The 22,527-nt window shown below is 70.4% G+C and carries 15 protein-coding genes; 6 read left to right on the top strand and 9 right to left on the bottom strand.

Translation table 11 applies throughout. From position 1 onward, the window contains the following. Nucleotides 1-111 precede the first annotated feature (111 nt). Nucleotides 112-1,401: a cryptochrome/photolyase family protein gene (locus ACWD3H_RS32380; RefSeq protein ID WP_451957691.1), complete on the bottom strand. Its 1,290-nt coding sequence runs from the start codon at nt 1,399-1,401 to the stop codon at nt 112-114. 152 nt (nt 1,402-1,553) lie between these two features. Between ACWD3H_RS32380 and ACWD3H_RS32375 the strand changes: the two genes are divergently transcribed. Next, the gene (locus ACWD3H_RS32375; protein ID WP_451957690.1) at nt 1,554-2,468 is read left to right on the top strand and encodes a MerR family transcriptional regulator; all 915 of its coding nucleotides are present in this window, start codon (nt 1,554-1,556) and stop codon (nt 2,466-2,468) included. Nucleotides 2,469-2,608: 140 nt separating this feature from the next. Beyond that, nucleotides 2,609-3,133, top strand: coding sequence for an RNA polymerase sigma factor (locus ACWD3H_RS32370; RefSeq protein ID WP_451957689.1), 525 nt, complete (start codon nt 2,609-2,611; stop codon nt 3,131-3,133). A 198-nt stretch (nt 3,134-3,331) separates the two neighbouring features. Here ACWD3H_RS32370 and treZ read toward each other — a convergent pair whose 3' ends face one another. The 4 genes from treZ to ACWD3H_RS32350 form a co-directional block, all read right to left on the bottom strand. Further along, nucleotides 3,332-5,059, bottom strand: a complete 1,728-nt coding sequence (treZ, locus tag ACWD3H_RS32365) for a malto-oligosyltrehalose trehalohydrolase (RefSeq protein WP_451957688.1) — start codon at nt 5,057-5,059, stop codon at nt 3,332-3,334. 3 nt (nt 5,060-5,062) lie between these two features. Continuing rightward, the gene (treY, locus tag ACWD3H_RS32360; protein ID WP_451957687.1) at nt 5,063-7,537 is read right to left on the bottom strand and encodes a malto-oligosyltrehalose synthase; all 2,475 of its coding nucleotides are present in this window, start codon (nt 7,535-7,537) and stop codon (nt 5,063-5,065) included. Beyond that, a complete protein-coding gene (gene glgX, locus ACWD3H_RS32355) occupies nt 7,530-9,635 on the bottom strand; it encodes a glycogen debranching protein GlgX (protein ID WP_451957686.1) in 2,106 nt (701 codons plus the stop codon). Before glgX ends, treY begins: the two co-directional genes overlap by 8 nt. Nucleotides 9,636-9,752: 117 nt before the next feature. Continuing rightward, nucleotides 9,753-13,079, bottom strand: coding sequence for a BTAD domain-containing putative transcriptional regulator (locus ACWD3H_RS32350; RefSeq protein WP_451957685.1), 3,327 nt, complete (start codon nt 13,077-13,079; stop codon nt 9,753-9,755). A 229-nt stretch (nt 13,080-13,308) separates the two neighbouring features. On the opposite strand from ACWD3H_RS32350, the gene mscL reads away from it, so the two are divergent. After that, on the top strand, nt 13,309-13,737 hold the full coding sequence (mscL, locus tag ACWD3H_RS32345; protein ID WP_350930348.1) for a large conductance mechanosensitive channel protein MscL: 429 nt from the start codon (nt 13,309-13,311) through the stop codon (nt 13,735-13,737). Between the two features lie 69 nt (nt 13,738-13,806). Next, entirely contained in the window at nt 13,807-14,466 is a 660-nt protein-coding gene (locus ACWD3H_RS32340) for a hypothetical protein (protein WP_451957684.1), read from the top strand. Nucleotides 14,467-15,221: 755 nt separating this feature from the next. On the opposite strand, the gene ACWD3H_RS32335 is transcribed toward ACWD3H_RS32340, so the two are convergent. After that, entirely contained in the window at nt 15,222-15,821 is a 600-nt protein-coding gene (locus tag ACWD3H_RS32335; RefSeq protein ID WP_451957683.1) for a TetR/AcrR family transcriptional regulator, read from the bottom strand. 55 nt (nt 15,822-15,876) lie between these two features. Between ACWD3H_RS32335 and ACWD3H_RS32330 the strand changes: the two genes are divergently transcribed. After that, the gene (locus tag ACWD3H_RS32330; RefSeq protein WP_451957682.1) at nt 15,877-16,680 is read left to right on the top strand and encodes an SDR family NAD(P)-dependent oxidoreductase; all 804 of its coding nucleotides are present in this window, start codon (nt 15,877-15,879) and stop codon (nt 16,678-16,680) included. 116 nt (nt 16,681-16,796) lie between these two features. Here ACWD3H_RS32330 and ACWD3H_RS32325 read toward each other — a convergent pair whose 3' ends face one another. The 3 genes from ACWD3H_RS32325 to ACWD3H_RS32315 form a co-directional block, all read right to left on the bottom strand. Continuing rightward, nucleotides 16,797-17,528, bottom strand: coding sequence for a TSUP family transporter (locus ACWD3H_RS32325; protein WP_451957681.1), 732 nt, complete (start codon nt 17,526-17,528; stop codon nt 16,797-16,799). A gap of 847 nt (nt 17,529-18,375) precedes the next feature. Next, nucleotides 18,376-19,356 carry a Gfo/Idh/MocA family protein gene (locus tag ACWD3H_RS32320; protein WP_451957680.1) on the bottom strand — a complete coding sequence of 327 codons (981 nt, stop codon included), beginning with the start codon at nt 19,354-19,356 and terminating at the stop codon, nt 18,376-18,378. 85 nt (nt 19,357-19,441) lie between these two features. Next, the gene (locus tag ACWD3H_RS32315) at nt 19,442-21,025 is read right to left on the bottom strand and encodes a peptide chain release factor 3 (RefSeq protein ID WP_355552818.1); all 1,584 of its coding nucleotides are present in this window, start codon (nt 21,023-21,025) and stop codon (nt 19,442-19,444) included. Nucleotides 21,026-21,276: 251 nt separating this feature from the next. Here ACWD3H_RS32315 and ACWD3H_RS32310 point away from each other — a divergent pair, with 251 nt between their 5' ends. Further along, entirely contained in the window at nt 21,277-22,038 is a 762-nt protein-coding gene (locus ACWD3H_RS32310; RefSeq protein ID WP_355552831.1) for a PP2C family protein-serine/threonine phosphatase, read from the top strand. Nucleotides 22,039-22,527: the final 489 nt, after the last annotated feature.

Below are 22,527 nucleotides of genomic sequence, written 5' to 3'. Positions count from 1 at the left end.
CGCCTCCGTCACCACCAGGTCGTCGGCGATCTCCCTGGCCGTGGCCGGTGCGACGAACGCCGGCCGGAAAGACCGCCCACCGGCGGGGTTTTCGGCACCGGAGCACTCACTTCAGTCCACCGAGACGAGCGGCGCGGGGTAGCCGGGGACGCCCGAGGGCAGTTTCCACGGCTCGTGGATCACCCGTTTCGGCAGCGCGGCGAGCTCGGGGACGTAGCGGCGGACGTACTCGCCGTCCGGGTCGTACCTCTTGGCCTGCCGGATGTGGTTGACGGGCCGGTTGGGCCGGGTGTCGTTGCCGGTCCCCGCGACCCACTGCCAGTTGCCGTAGTTGTTGGCCACGTCGCCGTCGAGCAGCCGCTCGAAGAAGTGGTCGGCCCCGACACGCCAGTCGACCCGCAGCCGCCTGACGAGGAACGAGCCCACGATCAGGCGGGCCCGGTTGTGCATCCAGCCCTCGGCGAGCATCTGCCGGATCCCGGCGTCCACGATGGGGATTCCGGTCATGCCCTCCTTCCACGCCTGCGCCGCGTGGTCGTCGTCGCGCCACTCGTGCCCGCGCGGGCGGTAGTCGTCCCGGTTGATCCGCGGGAAGGCCCGTGTCACCTGATGGAAGAAGTCCCGCCAGCACAGCTGCCTGACGAACTCGCCGGTGTCCCCGGCCTCCCTGGCCAGCGACTCCAGCTCCAGCGGCGAGACGCAGCCGAAGCGCAGGTAGGGGCTGAGCCTGGAGGTGCGGTTGCCCGCCATGTCGTCGTGGCCGTCGGCGTAGTCGTCCACGCAGTGTCTCAACCACTGCTCCATCCTCCGGCGCCCGACCGTCTCACCACCCCTGAACAGCTCGTACGTCTCGTGCCCGGGTTCGGGTAGCCTGCCGGGGCTCAGAGCCTCGGGGACACGGACCATACCGGGTGCCTTGAGCACCTCCCTGCGTGGTCGCCGGCTCCAGGCCCGCCAGTAGGGGGTGAAGACCCGGTAGTGGTCACCGCCGCCCGACGGCCTGAGCGCGTCCGGCGGCACGACCGTCAGGCCGGGGAAGGTACGGAACTCCACCCCCGCGCGCTCGCACTCCGCCGCCAGGCGCCGTTGCCTGCGGCGCGCGAGGGCGCTGACGTCCATGGTGGCGTGGACCGCCCCGGCCCTCGACTCCCCCGCCAGGCGCATCGTCTCCGCGACCGGATCACCCCTGCGCACGACCAGCTCACCGCCCCGCTCACGGAGCGATCCGCGCAGGTCGGCGAGGCATTCGGCGAGAAATCCCAGGCGGTTGCCAGCGGGTATGTCGGGGTCGATGACGAAGAGTGGTATGACATGACGTGCGCGCTCGCACGCAGCGGCGAGCGCTGGGTGGTCGTGCACCCGGAGGTCGCGGCTGAACAAAACGATCACAGTATCGGTCACGTTTTCCTTTCGCCGGGTCACGCTCCGCCGGTTGCATCCGCCGGGGGCTCGGAACTCGAAGGAATGTCCAGGGAGCGACCGCTCGTGTCGCCTGTCACGCTGGTACGGCAGTAGCGGGCTTGAAATGGGATGAGATGGAAAAGCAGCGACAGGTGACCGCTGATGAGGAGCCGGGATACGGCATCGGCGCCGTCTCACGACGCCTCGGCGTGCCCGCCCCCACGCTGCGGACCTGGAACCTACGCTACGGCGTGGGCCCGAGCCGCCGGAGCCCCGGGGGGCATCGACGCTACGACACCCGCGACCTGTGGCGCCTGGAGGAGATGAACCGGCTCATCAGGAGCGGGGTTCCCCCCTCCGACGCGGCACGGGAGGTCCTGCGGGTCGAGGCCGTCCCACCGGCGGCTCCGGAGGTGAGCACCGAGGAGACCCCCCTCTTCCCCCTGGCGGAGCGGCCCGGCATCCCCACGGCGGCGATGCTGGAGCGGGCGGCGATGACGCTGGACAGCCGAACCGTCCACGACTGGATAGAGGCGTCGCTGGCCAGGCACGGCGTGCCGTGGACCTGGGAGCGGCTGGTGATGCCGGTCTTCGAGACGATCTGCGACCGCCAGGCCGAGAGCGGCGCGAGCGTCGAGATCGAGCACCTGTTCTCCGACCGGCTGCTGGCGGCGCTGATCCGGCTCACCGCACGCCCCGCCCGGCCGGTCAACACCCGCCCCGTGCTGCTCGCCTGTGCCGAGGACGAGCAGCACAGCCTGCCGATCTACGCACTGGCCGCCACGCTGACCATCGACCACCAGGTGGAGACCCGGGTGCTGGGCGCCAGGACCCCGTACCCGGCGCTGGCGGACGCGATGCGCCGGCTGGGCCCCTCGGTGGTCTTCGTCTGGTCCCAGCTGCCCACCACCGGTGATCCCGCCCCGCTCGCGTCGCTGCCCGTGCTCCGCCCGCCGAGCCTGGTCGTCGCGGGCGGTATGGGCTGGCGGGAGGGGCTGCCGGCGTCGGTCCCCCACGTCACGTCGTTCCAGGACGCGCTCACCCGCGTCCTCGCCGCCCTGGCCTGAGCTCGGCCTTTCTACCAGCGGGCCGGATCCCCCTTCTCCCTCCCGTTGATCGGCGTGCCACCGTGCCCTTGCTTGCGATCACGTCGACCGGTCAGGTATGAATAGGTTTTGAATAAGTTTTCTCGGTGAGCGGAGGCGTCATGACGGACACCCTGAACATCCGGTTCGCCGAGGGCGACGATGCGGCCCTGGCCGAGTGCTTTAGCGCCCACGGCCCCCTCATCCGCTCCTACCTGCGGCGATTCGTACCGCAGCAGGAGATCGAGGACCTTCAGCAGGTGGTGTTCGCCGAGGTCTGGCGGTCACGGCACCGCTTCGACCCGGCCCGCAGCCTCCCCGCCTGGATGCTCGGCATCGCGCACAAGCGCGCGGTCGACCAGCTTCGGATGCGCACCCTGCGTACGGTGCCGCTGGACGTGGTGGCGGATCCGGCCGGCGACGACGGCAGGGCCGACGGTGATGGCGTGGCCGAGCGCGACCAGGTGCGCCGGGCGCTGGCCAAGCTGCCCGAGTCACAGCGCCAGGCGATCGAACTGGCCTACTACGGCGACCTGACCCAGCGGGAGATCGCCGAGAGGCTGAGCGTCCCGCTCGGCACGGTCAAGGCCCGTACCGCCCGCGGTCTGCGCCGCCTGTCCGACATCCTCACCCCGGCCGCGGCGTGAACGGCTGTCATGGAGCGGATCTTCGCCCACCTCCGGCTCCGCGCGCGCTACTGAAGAGCGACCGGCGACCCCGGGACCCGGTGTCCTTCCACGCCCGGCACAAGATGCGGCTGCCGGCCCACCACCCCGCGGCCTACCGGCGGGTGGTGGCTCAGGCGGGCGCCAGGTGACCGACTGAGCCTGTGGCCACCGCGACGGTCAGCCGGGCGGATTCAGCCTCACCACCGCGAGGGAGCGGGCGGGCAGGGACAGCTCCTCTCCCCGCACCGTCGCCGACGCCTCCGAGGCGAGCAGGATGTGGCCGGGCGCGGACCGTCCTGGCCCGAGCCTGACGGTGAGCGGCACCGGACCGAGGTTGGCCGCCACCCTGAGCCCTCCCCGGTGGACGACCAGCCAGGACTCGCCGTGGTCGACCCGGACCCGATCCAGTCTCGGGTCCGTCAGCTCGGGGTGTGCCCGGCGCAGCGCGATCAGGGCCCGGTACCAGTCGAGATGGGCCCGGTGGGCGTCGTCGTCCAGCTCGCTCCAGTCGAGCTTGGAGCGCAGGAACGTCAGCTCCTCGCCGGGATCGGGGGCCTTCTCCGCCCAGTCGTCGTAGCCGAAGCCGACGAACTCCCGCCGCCGCCGGTCGGCCTCGCCCTCGCGCAGGTGCGGCTCGACGTGATCGGTGAAGAACAGGAACGGCGTGCGCGCGCCCCACTCCTCCCCCATGAACAGCATGGGGGTGAACGGCGAGGTCAGCAGGAGCCCGGCGGCCAGCCGGAGCGCCTCGGGCGCCAGCCGGTCACCCTCCGCGCGGTTACCGATCTGGTCGTGATTCTGCGCGCAGCAGACGAAGCGGTAGCCGGGCAGGTGGGTCGCCGACCGGCCGTGGGACCGCCCCCGGAAGGACGAGTAGGTCCCGTCGTGGTAGTAGGCGCGGGTCAGCACCTTGGGCAGTGCCCCGTAGAAGTCGTCGTAGTAGCCGTGCCGCTCCCCGCTCACCGCCACGTGCAGGGCGTGGTGGACATCGTCGTTCCAGGCGGCCGCCAGACCGTACCCCCCGGCCTCGCGGGGGGTCATCAGCCGGGGGTCGTTGAGGTCGGACTCGGCGATGAGGGTCAGCGGCCTGCCCACGGCCGCCGACAGCGCCTCCGTCTCGGCGGCGATCTCCTCCAGCAGGTGGACGGCCCGGTCGTCGCGCAGGGCGTGCACGGCGTCCAGGCGCAGGCCGTCGATGTGGTAGTCGCGCAGCCACTGCATCGCGTTGCCGACGAAGTAGGCGCGCACCTCGTCGGAGCCGGGGCCGTCCAGGTTGACCGCCTGCCCCCAGAAGGAGGAGGCGCTGGAGTGGAAGTAGGGGCCGAAGGGGGCGAGGAAGTTGCCCGAGGGGCCGAGATGGTTGTAGACGACGTCGAGGATCACCCCGAGCCCGCGCCGGTGGCAGGCGTCCACGAGGCGCTTGAGCCCGTCGGGGCCGCCGTAGTTGTCGGTGACGGCCCACAGGTCCACGCCGTCGTAACCCCAGTTGCGCCCGCCGGGCACCGGCGGCACCGGCATGATCTCCACGAAGTCGACGCCGAGCTCCGCCAGGTGCTCCAGCCTGCCGATCGCCGCGTCGAAGGTGCCCTCGGGGGTGAAGGTGCCGATGTGCAGCTCGTAGATGACCGAGCCCGGCAGGTCACGCCCCCGCCACAGGGCGTCCCCCCACTCGAAGCGGTCGTGGTCGTAGACCCGGCTCGGGCCGAAGATCCCCTCCGGCTGCCAGCGGGTACGGGGATCGGGCAGCGCCTCGCCCCCGTCCAGCCGGAACCGGTAGTCGGTACCGTGCCCGGCACCGGGCACCTCCGCGGACCACCAGCCGCCGCCCGCGGACGACATCGGGTGGCGGACCTCGCCGATCTCCACGTCCACCGCCGTCGCCCGTGGCGCCCAGACCTCGAACATGGGTCAGTCCCTTTCCAGGAGTGCGACGGGGTGGACCGAGAGCAGGTGGGCGAGCGGGATCCTGCCGGTGTGCTCGGCACCGGAGAGCAGGTCCCGCCAGGTACCGTGCGGCAGGGTGAGTGTGCTGCCCTCCCAGCCGCCGCGCCGCTCCAGGCCGACCGGCAGCCGGGTGGCCACCGCCACCGCCCGTTCCCCCCTGGCGAAGGCGATCGCGTGCTCTCCGGCCTCGATCGGGACGTACGGTGCCGCGGGGTCCAGCCTCCGCCGCAGGTCCAGCGCCCGGCTGGTGATCGCCAGCTTGGCCTCGTCCCATGACAGGCCCTCGGTGGCGGGACTCGGGTGTGCCTGCTCCGGGTGGGCCTGGCTCGCGTGAGCCTGGGCCGCCGAGAGCATCCGGCGGCGCAGCGGGAAGTCGACCGGGCGGCGGTTGTCCGGGTCGACCAGGGAGAAGTCGGTGATCTCGTTGCCCCAGTAGAGGTCGGGCACGCCGGGCAGCATGAGCTGGACGAGCTTCTGGCCCAGCGAGTTGGACCTGGCGTACGGCTCGATCCGCGCGGTGAACTCCTTGATCGAGGCGCCGCACTCCTCGACGGCCCGGGTGACGAAGTCGCGGATGCCGCGCTCGTAGGCCGGGTCGGGGGTGGCCCAGGAGATCGAGGTCTTGGCCTCGCGGGCCGCCTTGAACAGGTAGTCGAAGAACCTGTCGGGGCCGATCGGCCAGGAGGCCATCAGGTTCTGCCAGGCCAGGTAGTCCAGGGCCGAGTCGAAGGAGACCTTCGAGGACCACTCGCCGACCGCCGCCGCCCACTCCTCCGGAAGCTCGGACAGCACGGCCAGCCGGGCCCGCACGTCCTCCGAGCGCTTGGTGTCGTGGGTGGACAGCGTCGTCATCGTGCCCGGCGGCATCCGCCGGCAGAACGCGTGGAACTCCTCGATCGGCTCGCCGAACCTGTCGGGCTCGCCGCCCACCTCGTTCAGGCAGGACAGCGGGTACCAGCGGTAGAGGGCGGTGTCCTCCACCCCCTTGGCCATCACCGGGCCGCAGGTCTGCTGGAAGCGGGCGACCGCCTCGGCGGGCCCGGCCAGCACCCGCTGGACGACCTCCGCCACCGGAGCGCCCTCGGGTAGCCGCCCCGCGGCGACCTGTCCGGCCTCCTCGACGATCTGGGCCGAGATCTCGGGCACCGGCTCGCCCGGCACCACGTAGGCCCGGTAGACCGGCATCGCGGCGAGCAGCTCCACCAGCGTCCGGCGGTCGGAGCCGACGACGGCGTGCAACCTGTCGATCTCCGAAGCGAAGAACAGGCTCAGCACCTCCGCCTTGGACTCGCGGACCACCGCGGCGTAGCCGGCGGGCATGCCGGTCTGCAGGGTGAACAGCTTCACCAGCGGCTCTTTTCCCGCCGGGTCGACGAACAGCCCGGTGATCCGGTTGAGCACCTCGTAGCCGGTGGTCCCGTCGCACTCCCAGTCCGCGGGCAGCCGTTCGGAGCCGATCAGGATCTTCTCCGCCACGGTCCACACGCCCGAGGCGGCGCGCAGCCGCGACAGGTAGCCGCGCGGCTCGGCGAGCCCGTCGGGGTGGTCCACCCGCAGCCCCTGGATGATCCCCTCCCGGACCAGCGAGAGGATGACGGCGTGCGTGGCGTCGAACACCTCCGGGTCCTCCACCCGCAGCCCGATCAGCGAGGACACGTCGAAGAACCGGCGGTAGCCGGGCCCGCGCCGCCAGTCGACCAGCCGGTAGTTGGTGTCCGGCAGCGGGAAGACGTGGTCGTGGTAGCGCAGCACGTCACCATCGGCCACCACCTCCCCCGAGTCGCCGAGCACCGGCATGTTCACCTTGCCGTCGCCGCCGGCCCAGTCGATGTCGAACCAGGACGCGTACGGCGACTTCTGCCCCTCGGCGAGCACCGACCACAGTTGCGCGTTGCCCGACTCCGGCACCGGGACCGTCATGTGGTTGGGCACGATGTCGACGACGATGCCGATCCCGTGCTGGGCGAGCGTCGCCGACATCGCCCGCAGTCCCTCGACCCCGCCGAACTCCGCGCGGACGCGCGAGTGGTCGGTCACGTCGTAGCCGTGCCGCGACTCCGGCACGGCCTGCAGGATCGGCGACAAGTAGACATGGCTCACCCCCAGGTCCCGCAGGTACGGGGCCAGCTCGGCCACCTTGTCGAACCCGAAGTCGGGGGTCAGCTGGAGCCGATAGGTCGAGACCGGCACCTCGTAGGAGCCGGGCGAGGGCGGCGGCTCGGGTACCTCCTCGGGGAGCTCCGCCGGCTCTGGCACGTCCTCGCCGAACAGTGCCGCCCCGGAGTCCGGCAGGACCTCGCCATGGGCGACCTGCGGCGGGATCACACCGGGCACCGGCTCTCGCGGCACGACAGTGGGCACCGGCTCGGGCGGGACCACAGTGGGCGCGGGCTCCAGGGGAGCGGGCTCGGGGGTGGGTTGCGTGATGGGCTCAGACACGGCGCAACACCCTCACCGAGCGGCCGACCACCGGCACGCTCTCTCCGGCCCGGCAGACCCGGGTGTCAACCGTGATCGGCATCGCCGTGTCGATCTCTGTCAGCCACATCTCACCGTAGTCCTTCGGAAGGGTGAACTTGATGACGTCGTGGTGGGCGTTGAACAGCAGCAGGAACGAGTCGTCGACGATCTGCCGCCCCCTGCGGTCGGGCTCGGTGATGGCCTCACCGTTCAGGAAGACGGCCAGCGACCTGGCGTAGCCAACGTTCCAGTCGGCATCGGTCATCTTCTCCCCTCTCGGAGTGAGCCAGGCGATGTCGCTGAGGTTCTCCTCGGAGCCTCGTACGGGCCGCCCGTAGAAGAACCTGCGCCGCCGGAAGACCGGGTGGTCGGCGCGGAGCTTGGCCAGCCGCCGGGTGAAATCGAGCAGCAGCCAGTTCTCCCTGACGTCGGACCAGTCGACCCAGCTCAGTTCGTTGTCCTGGCAGTACACGTTGTTGTTGCCCCGCTGGGTGCGGCCCAACTCGTCGCCGTGGGAAATCATCGGAACGCCCTGGGACAGGAAAAGAGTGGTCAGGAAGTTGCGCTTCTGCTGCTCGCGCAGGGACTCGACGGCCAGCGGGGCGGGCCCCTCCTCACCGCAGTTCCAGGAGCGGTTGTCGTCGGTGCCGTCCCGGTTGTCCTCACCGTTGGCCTCGTTGTGCTTGCCGTTGTAGGAGACGAGATCCTGCAGGGTGAACCCGTCGTGGCAGGTGACGAAGTTGATGGAGGCGGCGGGGCGGCGGCTGTCGTCCTGGTAGAGGTCACTGGAGCCGGTCAGCCTGGAGGCGAACTCGGGCAGCGAGGCGGGCTCACCCCGCCACAGGTCGCGGATCGTGTCGCGGTACATGCCGTTCCACTCGGTCCACCTGGCGGGGAAGTTGCCCACCTGGTAGCCGCCGGGGCCGACGTCCCACGGCTCGGCGATCAGTTTGACCTGTGACAGCACCGGATCCTGCTGGACCAGGTCGAAGAAGGCGCTCAGCCGGTCGACCTCGTGCAGCTCCCGCGCCAGCGTCGCGGCCAGGTCGAACCTGAAACCGTCCACGTGCATCTCGATGACCCAGTAGCGGAGCGAATCCATGATCATTTGAAGCACGTGCGGGGAGCGCATGAACAGGCTGTTGCCGGTGCCCGTGGTGTCCAGGTAGTACCGCCTGTCGTCGTCGACCAGGCGGTAGTAGTCGGCGTTGTCGATGCCCCGCATGCTCAGCGTCGGGCCCAGGTGGTTGCCCTCGGCCGTGTGGTTGTAGACCACGTCGAGGATGACCTCGATGTTCGCCTCGTGCAGGGCCTTGACCATGGCCTTGAACTCCAGCACCTGCCCGCCGCGCTGCCCGGTGCTGGAGTAGGCGTTGTGCGGGGCGAAGAACCCGATGCTGTTGTAGCCCCAGTAGTTCGTCAGCCCCCGCTCGACGAGGACGTGGTCGGTGACGAACTGGTGCACCGGCATGAGCTCGATCGCCGTCACCCCGAGCGCGGTCAGGTGATCGATGATCTCCGGATGCCCGATCGCCGCGTAGCTGCCCCGGATCCGCTCGGGGATCTTCGGGTGGTTGATCGTCAGCCCCTTGACGTGCGCCTCGTAGATCACCGTGTTGTGGTACGGGGTGCTCGGCGGCCGGTCGTGCCCCCAGCCGAAGAACGGGTTGATCACGATGGAGCGCGGCACGAACGCGGCCGAGTCCGTGTCGTTACGGCTCTCCGGATCGCCGAAGCGGTAGTCGTACACCGCCTCGTCCCAGTTCACGTCCCCCTCGATCGCCTTGGCGTAGGGATCGAGCAGGAGCTTGGCCGGATTGCACCGCTGTCCCCTCCGCGGGTCGTACGGGCCGTGCACGCGGTAGCCGTACCGCTGCCCGGGACCGACGCCGGGTAGGTAGCCGTGCCAGACGAAGCCCTCGCACTCGGTGAAGGTGACTCGTGTCTCCCGGTTCTCCTCGTCGAACAGGCACAGCTCGACGCGTTCGGCGGCCTCGGTGAAAAGCGCGAAGTTGGTCCCCGCGCCGTCGTAGGTGGCCCCGAGAGGATAGGGATCACCCGGCCAGATCTCGATCATTGCACCGCCCTTCAGCGGTGAACAGATATGCCCCGTCTCAGCCTGGACATGCGCACATCTCCATTCCTGCAAGAGTGATCTCGGAGCTGCCCGACGGCATGCCTGGACGGGCCGGGGTCAGGCCGGGCGGAACTCATGGGCCAGCGCGCGGATCGCGGGTTCGTACACGCGCAGCCCCGCCCCGGCGGCGAACGCCTCCGCCGCCCGCAGGTGGGCCCCGGCCCGCTCCTCGTCACCGTCGAGCAGGGCCAGCCGGGCCAGGCACAGGTCGGTCAGCGACCAGCCGAGCAGCCGTCCCGCGTTCGGGGCGAGCCTGCGGTACAGGATCTTCCCCGCGACCCCGTCGCCGAGCGCCGCGCAGATCTCGCTGACGGCGTCCGGTACGAACCGGTAGGCCAGCTCGGGGCCGAGTGCCGCGAAGCCGTCGCGGGCGAGTTCGGCGAAGTCCTCCCGCGTCTCGTCCGTCCTGCCCAGGTCGATCAGGACCAGGCAGCGCAGGAGCCGCCAGGGGATCTGCCCCGGACGGTGGGCGAGCATCTCATCGGAGAGCGCGAGCGCCTCGCCCGCCGCACCCGCCGCCCGCAGCGAGAGGAAGCGGAACGTCTCCCGCCGCAGCAGCGCGTCGCCCCTGCCCAGCGCACCCTCCGGGTGAGCCGCGCCGGACGCGTCGGCCGCGGCGAGCGCGTCCGTGAACCGCCCGGCCAGGTAGGCGTGGACCGCGCTCTGCCAGGCGGCCAGGCTGACCGCCGAGGGGAGCCGGAGCCTCTCCGCGCTCTCCCGCAGCCAGGCCAGCAGCTCCGCGGCGGGGCCTGCGGCGCCCTGGGCGTTCAGCTCGACGTACTCGTTCTCCCTGCCGATCCACTCGGTGGCCAGGTCGCCGGTGCGGCGGCCGATGTCCACGATCTCGGCGACGACCGCCCGCCGGTGGTCGTGGTCGTGACCGGACCGCAGCAGGATCTCCAGGGCGATCAGCGTCCTGGACAGGGTCCGGTCCTCCCCGGCGCGGCGGGCCAGCCGCACCGCCTCCTCCGCCATCGCCACGCTCCGCTCGACCGGCCGGCCGGTGGAGCCGGTCAGCGCGACGGCGGCGAGCAGCTGGGCCCGCCACGGCGAGCCCTCTGCGAGGTCGGAGGCGAGCACCCGGTCGATGCGCTCGGCCAGCCTGTCGATCCCGGTCATCTCCTCGTACATGGCCAGATAGATCGGGTTGGAGAAGCCCAGCACCGCCCTGGCCAGCCGGTTGTCGTCGCCGAGCCCTTCGGCGGCCTGCGCGGCGGCCTCCAGCGAGGCGTGGGCCGCGCTGCTCATCCCCGCGGCCGCCTGTGCCTCGGCCAGGTCCAGCAGGAGGTCGCAGCGGAGCGCGCCGTCGGGTCCGGGCAGCCGGTCGATCATCGCGATCGCCCGTTCCAGGCCCTCCACCGCGTCCTCGTGGGCGAACTGCGCGGTCGCCTGGGCCGCCGCGCGCCGGGTGTAGCCGATGGCCCTGCCCGCCATCGCGGGGGTCAGCAGGCCCTCGCGACAGTGGTGGGCGATCTCGGTCAGCCGCGTCCCGCTCCGCTCCTCCAGCACCTCCGCGATCCGCGCGTGCAGCCTCCTGCGGCGTAGCGGCGGCAGCGCCTCGCGCAGCACGTCGCGGACGATGTCGTGGACGAACCGGCAGCTCGGCCCCTCCCCCTCGACCAGCAGCCGGGCCCCCACCGCGGCGTCGACGATGTCGAGAACCCGCCCCTCGGGCAACTCCGCCACGCGCGTCAGGATGTCGGTCGCCGCCTCCCTGCCCAGCAGCGCCGCGACGGTCAGCACCTCCTCGGTGTCGGGCGGCAGGTGGGCCATCCGGCCGCGCACCACGTCCGAGAGCGCCTCGGGGGTCTCCCCCAGCTGTAGCACCTCGCCCAGGAAGAACGGGTTGCCCGCGGTCAGCCTGCCCATCTCCCCGGCCCGCCCCGGGTCGGCGCCCGCCCGTCCCAGATACTCGCGGATCTCCTCCTCCGCCAGGCCGCGCAGCAGGAGCCGCCGCACGTGCGGCAGCCGGAGCAGCACGCCGAGGGTGTGCTCCAGCGGCTCGCCGGGGCGCACGTCGGTGTCGCGGTACGTGGCCACGACCGTCAGCTCCGGGCAGAGCCGGGTGGAGGTCAGGAACTCCAGCAGCCGCAGCGAGGAGGTGTCCGCCCATTGGAGGTCGTCGAGGACCACCAGCACCCGGCCGTGCTCGTTCAGCAGCCGGGCGAACGCCTCGTACAACTCGAACTGCCCCGACGGCCCCTCTTGTCCGGCCTGCCCAGTCCCGGTCCCGGCTCTGGCTCTGGCTCCGGCGAGTTGCGCCAGTTCGCCGTCCCTGCCGACCAGGTCCTGCACCGCCTGCGTCCAGGGCCAGAAGGGGGGCGCGCCGGTGCCGTCCCAGCAGCGGCCCCACACCACCCGCCGGCCCCGCGCCCGCGCGACGTCGGCTGCGTACTCGGCGAGGCTGGTCTTGCCGATGCCCGGCTCCCCGGCGAGCAGCACCACCCGGTGCCCGTCTCCGGTGACCGCCCGCTCCAGCACCCCGGCCTCCGCCTGCCGGCCCACCAGCCCGGTGCCATTCTCCAGCCCGGCCGGCTCCGCCGCCCCTGCCGCCCTCTCGGCACCGGTCGCCTCCGCCACGACGGCTGTCTTTCCCGCGTGCTCCGCCGCGTGCCTGGGCCGCAGCGCGGGATCCTGACCGAGGATGCGCCGCTCCATCTCCCTCGACCGGGGGTCGGGGTCCAGACCCAGGTCCTCCATCAGCAACCGGCGTCCCTCGGCGAGCAGGCCGAGCGCGTCCGCCTGCCGTCCCGCCTGGTAGAGCGCGTGGGCGGCGAGCGTCCGCAGCCGCTCCCTGAACGGATGGGCGGCGACCAGCTTGGCCAGCCCGCTCGTCACCGCCGCTCCCCGGCTGAGCGCGAGCTCCGCCTCGGCCAGGTCCTCCTCGATCGTCAGCCGCAGCTCGACCAGGTGCGCGCGCTCCTCCGCCGCCCAGGAGGACTCCGCGAGACCGTCAAGCGGTTCTCCGCTCCACTCCCCCAGGGCCAGCCGCAGCTCCCGCACCGCCCCCTCGTGATCTCCCGCCGCGCCCAGGCTCCTGCCCTTGGCCACCTTTCCCCGCACCCTGCCCAGGTCGATCGCGGCGGCGGGGACGTCCAGGACATAGCCTCCCGGCCTGCTGGCCAGGACCTTCGGGGGTACCTCTCTCGGCCTGCCCGGCTCGAAGACGCGACGGAGTTTGGAGACGTACGCCTGCACGGTGTTGAGCGCCCCCGGAGGAGGGGCGTCCTCCCAGAGGGCGTCGATCATCCGGTTCGGCCCGACCGGTCGCGGGGCCGCGAGGACACATATCGCCAGCACCAGCCGCTGCTGGTAGGGGCCGATGTCCAGTACCGCCCCGCGGTCGGCGATCACCTCGACCGGGCCAAGCACACGAAAGTCCATCCGGCCACCTCGCTCGCGAACTGCGCCGATATTAACCTTTCACACCAGCTGTCCCGCCCAACCCGTAACAGTCCCGAGGCTTCCAGCTCCGCATATTCTCAATCGGACGCGTTAACCTCCGTCCAGACCACCCATCAGGGGGTTCCGGTGGACTGCCGGAAAACAGCGGAGCTCTGGTCGCCGCCCTCCCCGGGCAGCGGCCCTTCTTTACGAGTGGAGGACATGAGGAATGGGTGGATTCAAGAAGTTCCTGCTGAGAGGGAACCTCGTCGAGCTGGCCGTGGCGGTCGTGGTCGGGGCGACCTTCAGCGGACTGGTGCAGGCCCTGGTCAAGGACCTCATCACGCCGTTGATCGGGGCGGTCACCGGCGGCCGGGAGCCGGACTTCTCGGATTACGTGTTCACGGTCAACGGCGCCAAGTTCATGTACGGCGACTTCATCAACCATCTGCTGAGCTTCCTGATCATCGCCGCGGTCATCTACTGGCTCGTCGTGATGCCGATGACCCGGCTGATCGGCTACTTCGACCGGAACAAGGAGGCCACCGAGAAGGAATGCCCGGAGTGCCTCAGCGACATCCCGGTCGCTGCCAGGCGCTGCGCGTTCTGCACCGCGGTGCTGTCGGAGATCCCCATCGCCGACAGGCCCCCGGCGTAGGCGTCTTCTCCTCCGGGGCGATACGGCCTTCCGGTCGGCCGGGAGAATCCTTCGGAGGACAATGAGATCGTGAGCTTCGAACTGGCCGTCTGGCACGAGCCCAAGCCGATCACCAGGGAACACGCTGAGAACGTCTTCCATACGTTCCGTCACGGAAAGCCGCATGGCGCGAGCCCCCGCCCCGAATCGGGGGCTCCCCACTCCGGGGAGCAGGAGCCCACGGAGACCCACCCGGGGGTGGCGGCGTTCGTCGAGCGGCTTCCCGAGGCCGAGCCGCTCTCCGCGGCCTTCGCCCTGGTGACCGTGGACCTGGAACGGGCCGACGAGGTGGCGTCCGAGGTCTTCGCCCTGGCCGCCGAGTGCGGACTGGTCTGCTACGACCCGCAGCGCGGCCTGGTGCACAACCTGTCTCCACGAGGTGTCTATCCCACCATGGAGATGCGTACCGGCGACGGGATGATCGTGGTCGGTCCCGACCTTCAGCTCATCTCCGACGCGCTCGCCACCATGTCACCGCAGAACCCGTTCACGGCGCTGGTCGTCTTCGGCGAGCACTTCGTCCAGAGTTCCCCGGAGATCTCGGGCTACGAGCTGGAGTACAAGGACAGCGTCCGGGACCGGATGTTCCGCACCCATGTTCCCGACCTGGAGGCGGTTCAGACTGCTTTCACCGAGTACGCCACTGGGGAGCGCGCTTTCCTGGAGCGGCACGACTGGCGTCTCGTCTGACTTTTCCGAGGTGCGGTTTTCGCTGTGCGCTGCGGTGAGCGGGTGTTCCTGGGCCGGCATCTCGTCTGACTCGTTCGGGTACATGGCTTGTTCGCCGTGCCCGCTGCGCGGCCTGTTCGCCGTGCCCGCTGCGCGGCCTGTTCGCCGTGCCCGCTGCGCGGCCTGTTCGCCGTGCCCGCTGTGCGGCCTGTTCGCCGTGCCCGCTGTGCGGGGTGTTCGCCGTGCCCGCTGCGGTGGGCGGGTGTTCCGGCCGGCCGTCTTGGTTGCCGTCTGGTGATTTCGGCCTTCGGCCTGCTCGGGCGTGGTGGTTGCGGGCTCTTTTTATGCCGGCCGGAACACCCGCCCACCTCCGCTGCACGCGTTTTGGCCGTATGTGGTGCGCGCCGTAGTCGCTTACTTTCGGTGGGCCGGGCTACGCGCCGTCGCTGAAGCGTTCCTTTGGAAGCCGTTCAGGGTGGGTCGCCGTAGCTGAAGCGCGACCGCATGACCCAGTCCAGGGCCGGGCGCCGTAACCGGTCCAGGGTTGGGGGCCTGCCGGTCCGGGGGTGGGGGGTTCTGCTGCTTCAGGGGGCCGTAACCGGTCCGGGGTGGGGGTCTTGCCTGTCCGGGGTGGGGGGTTCTGCCGCTTCAGGGGGTGTCGTAACCAGTCCAGGGTTGGGGTCCTACCGGTTTGAGGTTGGGTGTTGTAACCAATCCAGGGCTGGGGTCCTATCAGTTCGAGGTTGGGTGTTGTAATCGGTCCGGGCTGGGGGCTTTCAGGGGCAGTCGTTCATCGCGGTGCGTGTCTGGGCGGGGGTCATGGGTGGGGTGGGGAGGGGGTGGGCGGCGGTGGCGCGTAGGCCGTCGAGGGTCAGGGCGAGGTGCCGCCGCCAGACTCCGGGAGCGACGCGGAACGTCGCACGTACGGTCGCCGCGACTCCCCAGATCACGAACGCCATGTCCTCCAGCGTGACGTCGTCCCGCAGGGCGCCCGACTCCTGGGCGCGCTCGATGATCTGCTGCATCAACGCGTAGCCCGTGTCCGTGTCGGCCGTTCCGCCGCGTATGGCGAGGTCGTTGTAGCCGAGGTCGGCCGCCTGCAGCTCGCACACGCCGGTGATGAACGCGACGAACCCCTCCCAGGCGTCGTCCATCGCGAGCGACCGCTCGGCCAGCTCCGCGACCGTCGCCACCCGGTCCTCGAACACCGCCTCCACCAGCTCGGCCCGGGTGGGGAAGCGGTTGTACAGCGTCCCGATGCTCACCCCCGCCGTACGCGCGATCTCTTCGAGCGGCACGTCGAGTCCCCGGTCGGCGAAGAGGCTCCTGGCCGCCCGGAGGAGGCGCTCGCGGTTGTGGAGGGCGTCCTTGCGCATGCTCGAAAGCCTAGCTAAGTTGAGGTGAATCTCAACTTGAGGAAGGCCTCAACTTATGCGACGGACAATCGTGATCACCGGCGGCACGGACGGCATCGGCAAGGCCCTCGCCCGGCACTACGCCGAGCAGGGCGACCTGGTCATCGCCGTGGGCAGCAGCGCGGCAGGCGGACGGCGCCTGCGGGAGGAGGTGCCCGCGGCCCGCTTCGTCCAGACGGACCTCAGTTCCATCAGGCAGACCCGCGGCCTGATCCGGGAACTCCGTGACGAGCATCCGGTGATCGACGCGCTGGTGCTCGGGGCCTTCAGGTACAACCCGACGAGGATCGAGACACCGGAGGGCTTCGAGCACACCTTCGCCCTGTACGTGATCAACCGCTGGCTCATGGCCGAGGGCCTGCGCGAATCACTGGAGAAGGCGCGAACGCCCGTGATCGTCAATCTGTGCGGGGTCGGGGGCATCCGCGCGGGAGAGATCCACTGGGACGACCCGCAACTGACCGAGGGGTATCGGCCTTTCAGGGCGACCATGCAGGGTGCCAGGGCCGTCGAGTTGCTGGGCATGGCCTACGCCGGCGAGCGGACGAGCTACGTGCTCTACAACCCGCTGTTCGTGGCGACGGGGATGTTCAAGCCCTTCCGGCAACCGGTACGCGGCCTTGTCCGGCTGATGTCGGCGATGTTCGCCCAACCGGTGGCCAGGGCCGTACCCCCGATCGCCGCCCTCATCGACCGTCCGCCGGCCGGCCCGCTCACCGCCTATCGGAAGGGCAGACCCGTCGAGCTCACCGTGGACCGCGATCTGGCCCTGAGATTCGAGAAGACCGTCCACACGATGGCAACGTCACTCCCCAAATGATCCCGACATACCGGGTTCTCGACCTCCCCACAACCGGCTACCGGCAGCCATTCGGCGACGGCCGGTGCTCGTCGCCGGCCGGCTGCCCCCGCATGCCGCCCTGTGCCGGTCAAGGGTCACAGGCTCCACAGCCCCTTACCTATCGTGGTGAACCCGCCCACCAGCGCGAGCAGCAGCACCAGCACCCGGGCCCGCCGCTCCGGCACTCGTTCCGCGAGTGCCTTCCCCAGCACGGCGCCTGCCGCTATCCCAGCCGCGACCAGCAGCCAGAGCGGCACCGTGAGCTTCGGCACGCCCTTGGCCGTAACGGAGAGCGCGTTCACCACCACCCCGTAGAACTGCGCGTTCGGCACGAACTCCCGTACCGTCCAGCCCGCGTTCACCGCATACAGGGAAACCGCCGGACCGCCCACCCCCGCGGAGGAGTTCATGAACCCGCTCGCCGCACCGGCGGCCACCGCACCTCCGGCGCCGCGCAGAGCGGGCACTCGGCTGCCCCACATCACGAGCAGTACGGCCACGCTCACCAGCACCCCCATACCGACCAGCAGCATCGGTTCGGGCAACCAGGCGGCCACCCAGGCCCCGGCCGGCACGGTGCAGGCGGCCGCGGCGACCAACGGAACCATCGCGGTCAGGCGGACCTCCCGCCAGGTGCCGACCAGCCCGACCGCGCTGATGGCACCGGCCGCGCAGTTCGCCAGCACCACCCCCTCGGCCGGGCCGAGAAGCAGCACCAGAGCGGGCACCGCCACAAGCGCGAACCCGATCCCCGCCAACCGCTGCACGGACGCGCCCAGCAGGACGATGCCCCCCAGCAGAAGACCGGCGGTCCAGTCATCCAGCACAGACGCTCCTCGCGGCTTCTCCCCATGAGCGATCCCGCACAACACTCACCCACGCGGCAGGCACAATCATGCAGGCCGACGGGAGAGCGGGCAGCAGGTCACGCGAACGGAAAAGCCAGAACATGAACGCCTGCCCCCAAATCGACCCACCTGGAAGCCAAGACCCGACCCCCGACCCCGGACTGTCACGACGCCCAGCCCTGAACCGTAAGACCGCCAACCCCGGACCGGTCACAACACCCCCCGAAGCAGCAGAACCCCCCACCCCCGAACCCGCAGGACCCCAACCCCGGACCGGTCACAACCCCCTGAAGCGGCAGAACCCCCCACCCCGGACCGGTTACGGCCCCCTGAAGCAGCAGAACCCCCACCCCCGGACCGGCAGGCGCCCCAACCTTGGACCGGTTACGGCGCCCGGCCCTGGACTGGGTCATGCGGTCGCGCTTCAGCTACGGCGACCCACCCTGAACGGCTTCCAAAGGAACGCTTCAGCGACGGCGCGTAGCCCGGCCCACCGAAAGTAAGCGACTACGGCGCGCACCACATACGGCCAGAACGCGTGCAGCGGAGGTGGGCGGGTGTTCCGGCTGGCATAAAAAGAGCCCGCAACCACCACGCCCGAGCAGGCCGAAGGCCGAAATCACCAGACGGCAACCAAGACGGCCGGCCGGAACACCCGCCCACCGCAGCGGGCACGGCGAACAAGCCGCGCAGCACACGACGAACACCCCGCACAGCACACGACGAACACCCCGCACAGCGCACGACGAAAAACTCACCACGCAGGGCACGGCGAACAACCCGCACCTGGAGAACCTCGGGCCCGCACCGGAAAGCTCCAGATCAGTCATTCACCGGGAAACCGGACACCCACCTGCGCGCGGACCTCGTCCAGGATCCCCATCACGTCCAACGTCGCCTGCCACGGCACCAGCGGGCTCTCCAGCAGCCCCTCGCGCAGGCAGCGCATGGCCTCGGCCGCCTCGTGCAGCATGCCGGTCCCCTCGAAGGGAACGTGGAAGGTCTCCGGCTCACCGCCCATGCGGTGCAGGACGAAGGTGTCGGGACGGAAGAACGGATTCGGCAGCTCGATCCGGCCGAGCGGACCGGAGATCGAGGCGGTGACCGGGCTGCTCGCGGTGATGCCGCAGGAGAGCAGGGCGACGGCTCCGCTGTCGTAACCGAGCAGCACGCCGGTGTTCTCGTCCACGCCCTCGGGGGTCAGCCGCGCCCAGGACCGCACCCCGGCGGGGACACCGAGCACGAGGTGGGCGAAGGAGATCGGGTAGACGCCCAGGTCGAGCAGGGCGCCGCCGCCCAGCTTCGGGTCGCGGAGCCGGTGGTCGGGCTCGACGGAGACGGAGATCGAGAAGTCGGCGTGCACGGAGTCGACCGGGCCGACGGCCCCGCCCTCGACCAGCTCCACGAGCTTGCGGATGCCCGGGACGCAGCGCATCCACATGGCCTCCATCAGGAACAGGCCCCGCTCCCGCGCGAGGTCGACCAGCTTGGCGGCCTCGGCCCGGTTCAGGGTGAACGCCTTCTCGCACAGTACGGCCTTGCCCGCCTCCAGACAGGTCCGTACCGCGGCGTAGTGGGCGTTCTGGGTGTTGGCCACGTAGATGATGTCCACGTCCGGGTCGGCGGCCAGCTCGGCCCAGCTGCCGTGGGCCCGGGGGATGCCGTACCGGTCGGCGAAGGTCCGCGCGGACTCCTCCGACCTCGATCCGACCGCGACCACCTCGGCGTCCGGCAAAAGCTTCAGGTCTTCGGTGAAGGTGGCGGCTATGCCACCGGTCGCCAGGATTCCCCACTTAGTCGCACTCATGGCGACAAATTTCACCACAAATGGCAGGTAAACCAACCGGGTACGGCCGGTCAAAAGGCCGTACCCGAGCCGTCGGCGAAGCCGGTCAGCCGCGAGTGTCCGCGAGCAGGGCGTTCAGCACCAGGTCAGGGTGGTCGCGCATGACGCCGCGCATCCGCCACTCGTCGGTGAACAGCGCCAGCAGGACCCCGTCCAGCGAGCGGGTGAAGACCTCCACCCCGCGCTGGCGGGCCAGGATCGGCGCCGACTCGGCGTCGGTGAGCCTGGCGATGCCGAAGTCGAGCCGGTCCATCAGGATCTCGGTGTTGAACTCGGTGGCCATCCGGTGCTTGACCACGTCGAACTGCATCGGACCCACCGCGGCGAGCACCGGCGACTGGTCGCCTCTGACGTCGGAGCGGAGCACCTGGACCACGCCCTCGGCGTCGAGCTGCTCGATGCCCTTGCGGAACTGCTTGGAACGGCTGGAGTCGCGGACCCTTGCCGTGGAGAAGTGCTCGGGGGCGAAGCTCGGAATTCGGGGGAACTCGACGGGCGAGCCGTCGTACAGCGTGTCGCCCGGACGCAGGGCGCTGGCGTTCACCAGTCCGACCACGTCGCCGGGGTACGCCTCGTCGATCGTGGCGCGTTCCTGCCCGAAGACCGACTGGGCGTACTTGGTGGCGAACGGGCGGGCGGTGGCCGCGTGGACGAGCACCATGCCGCGCTCGAACCTGCCCGAGCAGACCCGGACGAAGGCGATCCGGTCGCGGTGCGAGGGGTCCATGTTGGCCTGCACCTTGAAGACCAGGCCGGAGAACGGCTCCTCCAGCGGGCGCGGGTCGTCGTCGACGTCCGGCCGGGGCGCGGGAGCGGGAGCGATGTCGACCATGGCGTCCAGCAGGCGGCCGACGCCGAAGTTGGACAGCGCGGCCCCGAACAGCACCGGGGTGGACTCGTGCGCCTCGAAGGTCTTCTGGTCGTGGTCGGCGCCGATCGCGGAGAGCAGGTCGATCTCGTCCTTGGCCCGCTCCCAGTCGCCGGCCAGCTCGATCAGGGCCTGCTCGGCGCTCAGGTCGGTCTCGATGGCCTTGGTGGCACCGCCGGGGGTGCGGGTGTAGCGGACGATCCGGTCGGCGGTGCGGTCGGCCACCCCGTGGAAGAAGCCGCCGGTGCCGATCGGCCAGGTGATCGGCGTGGGCTTCAGACCGGTCTTCTCCTCGATCTCGTCCAGCAGTTCCAGGGCCTCGCGGCCCGGCCGGTCCCACTTGTTGACGAACGTGATGACGGGGATGCGGCGGTGCCGGCACACCTCGAACAGCTTCAGCGTCTGCGGCTCCATGCCCTTGGCCGCGTCGAGCAGCATGACCGCGCAGTCGACGGCGGCCAGCACCCGGTAGGTGTCCTCGGAGAAGTCCGCGTGGCCGGGAGTGTCGACCAGGTTGAACATGTGGCCGCGGTATTCGAACCTGAGCGCGGCGGAGGTGATGGAGATGCCTCGGGCCTTCTCCATCTCCATCCAGTCGGAGGTCACCCCGCGCCGTCCGGACTTGCCGTGCACCGCGCCCGCCTGGCTGATCGCGGAGGCGTGCAGCGCCAGCGCCTCGGTCATGGTCGACTTGCCCGCGTCGGGGTGGCTGATCACCGCGAACGTGCGGCGACGTGCCGCCTCCTGCATGATCGCGGTCATTCCTGATCTCCTAGCGGTGCGTAAAGTGGGGAACTCCGGGCACAGTGCGGGGGCACTGAGGAGGCACTGAGCGGCCACTGAAACAGCTTACGCGCCACCACCGGTGTCAACAGATGTGGCAACACTTCCCCAGGCCGCTTGCGCCACCATGGTGTTAAGTGGATCGTGGAACATCTCGGTTCGCCATAGGCCCATCCCAACTGTCCGAAAGCGGCTCAGCTCGTGCAACTCGACGATCTAGTGATGTGCAGATGATCACGCTGCGCTATACGGCAGGGTCCGACGTCGGCCGGATCCGGCAAGGCAACGAGGACGCCGCCTACGCGGGTGCGCGGCTCCTGGCCGTCGCCGACGGAATGGGCGGTCACGTGGGTGGTGAGGTCGCCAGTTCGGCGGCCATCGCCACCGTGGCGTCCCTGGACCAGGAGTGCCCGGGCGACCTCGCCGCCGCCGCCGAGGCCGGGGTCCGCAAGGCCAACCAGCGCCTGCGCGAGCTGGTCGCCGAAGACCCGTCACTCACCGGCATGGGGACCACTCTGACCCTGATGCTCTGGAACGGCTCGCGCGTCGCCCTGGCCCACATCGGCGACTCCCGCGCCTACCTGCTCCGCAACGGCGATCTCTATCAGATCACCTACGACCACACCCTGGTCCAGACGCTGATGGACGACGGCCGGATCACCGCGGAGGAGGCCGCCCGCCACCCGCACCGGTCGATCCTGCTGCAGGTCCTCGACGGCAACGAGAACCTCGAACTCGACCTCTCCCTGCGGGACGCCGAGGTCGGTGACCGCTACCTGCTCTGTTCCGACGGGCTGTCGGGGGTGGTCGAGGCCGAGCGGCTTCGCCAGGTGCTCGCCGAGGTCGACGACCTTCAGGAGGTCACCCGGCAGCTGATCGCGCTCGCCTGCGAGGCGGGAGGACCCGACAACATCACCTGCGTGGTCGCCGACGTGGTCGAGGGGGAGATCACCGACAATCCCGTGGTGGTCGGTTCGGCCGTCCCCTCATAAGCGCTCACAGAGGCTTACAGAGGCTCGCGGAAGCCGCCCGCTCGTGGCCGGCCACCGCTCACGCGGACAGGTCACGGCACGCCGGGATGCCCCGGCCGCTGCCCGCTGCCCGGTGAGCCCTGGTCACAGCCGGGGGACAGCGGTTATCGTCGGAAACCCACGTTCCTCGCCGACCCACCTTCCGGAGGGATGTCCCCCGTGTACAAGGAATTCGCCATCGAGGCCGTCGTGTGGCTCATCCCCGTCGTGATTCTCGTCGGTCTCGCCTACATGATCACCCGGCCCGCCTGATCTCTCGGGATCACGCCGAGGACGCGAGGCCACGCCTGCGCTCCTCGGTTTCCTCATGCCCTCGGACGACCCCGCGCCGCCGCGCGCACAGCCCCGGGAACCCGCAGGTGGAGCAGTTAATACGGATATTTTTCCAATTTGGGAACTATTCCCTTTAACCAATCTTTACCTGTATATAGTCACCAACACGCGCTCGGG

The sequence above is a fragment of the Streptosporangium sp. NPDC002607 genome (genome assembly GCF_053592655.1).
This window is presented reverse-complemented; position numbering and strand designations above follow the sequence as displayed.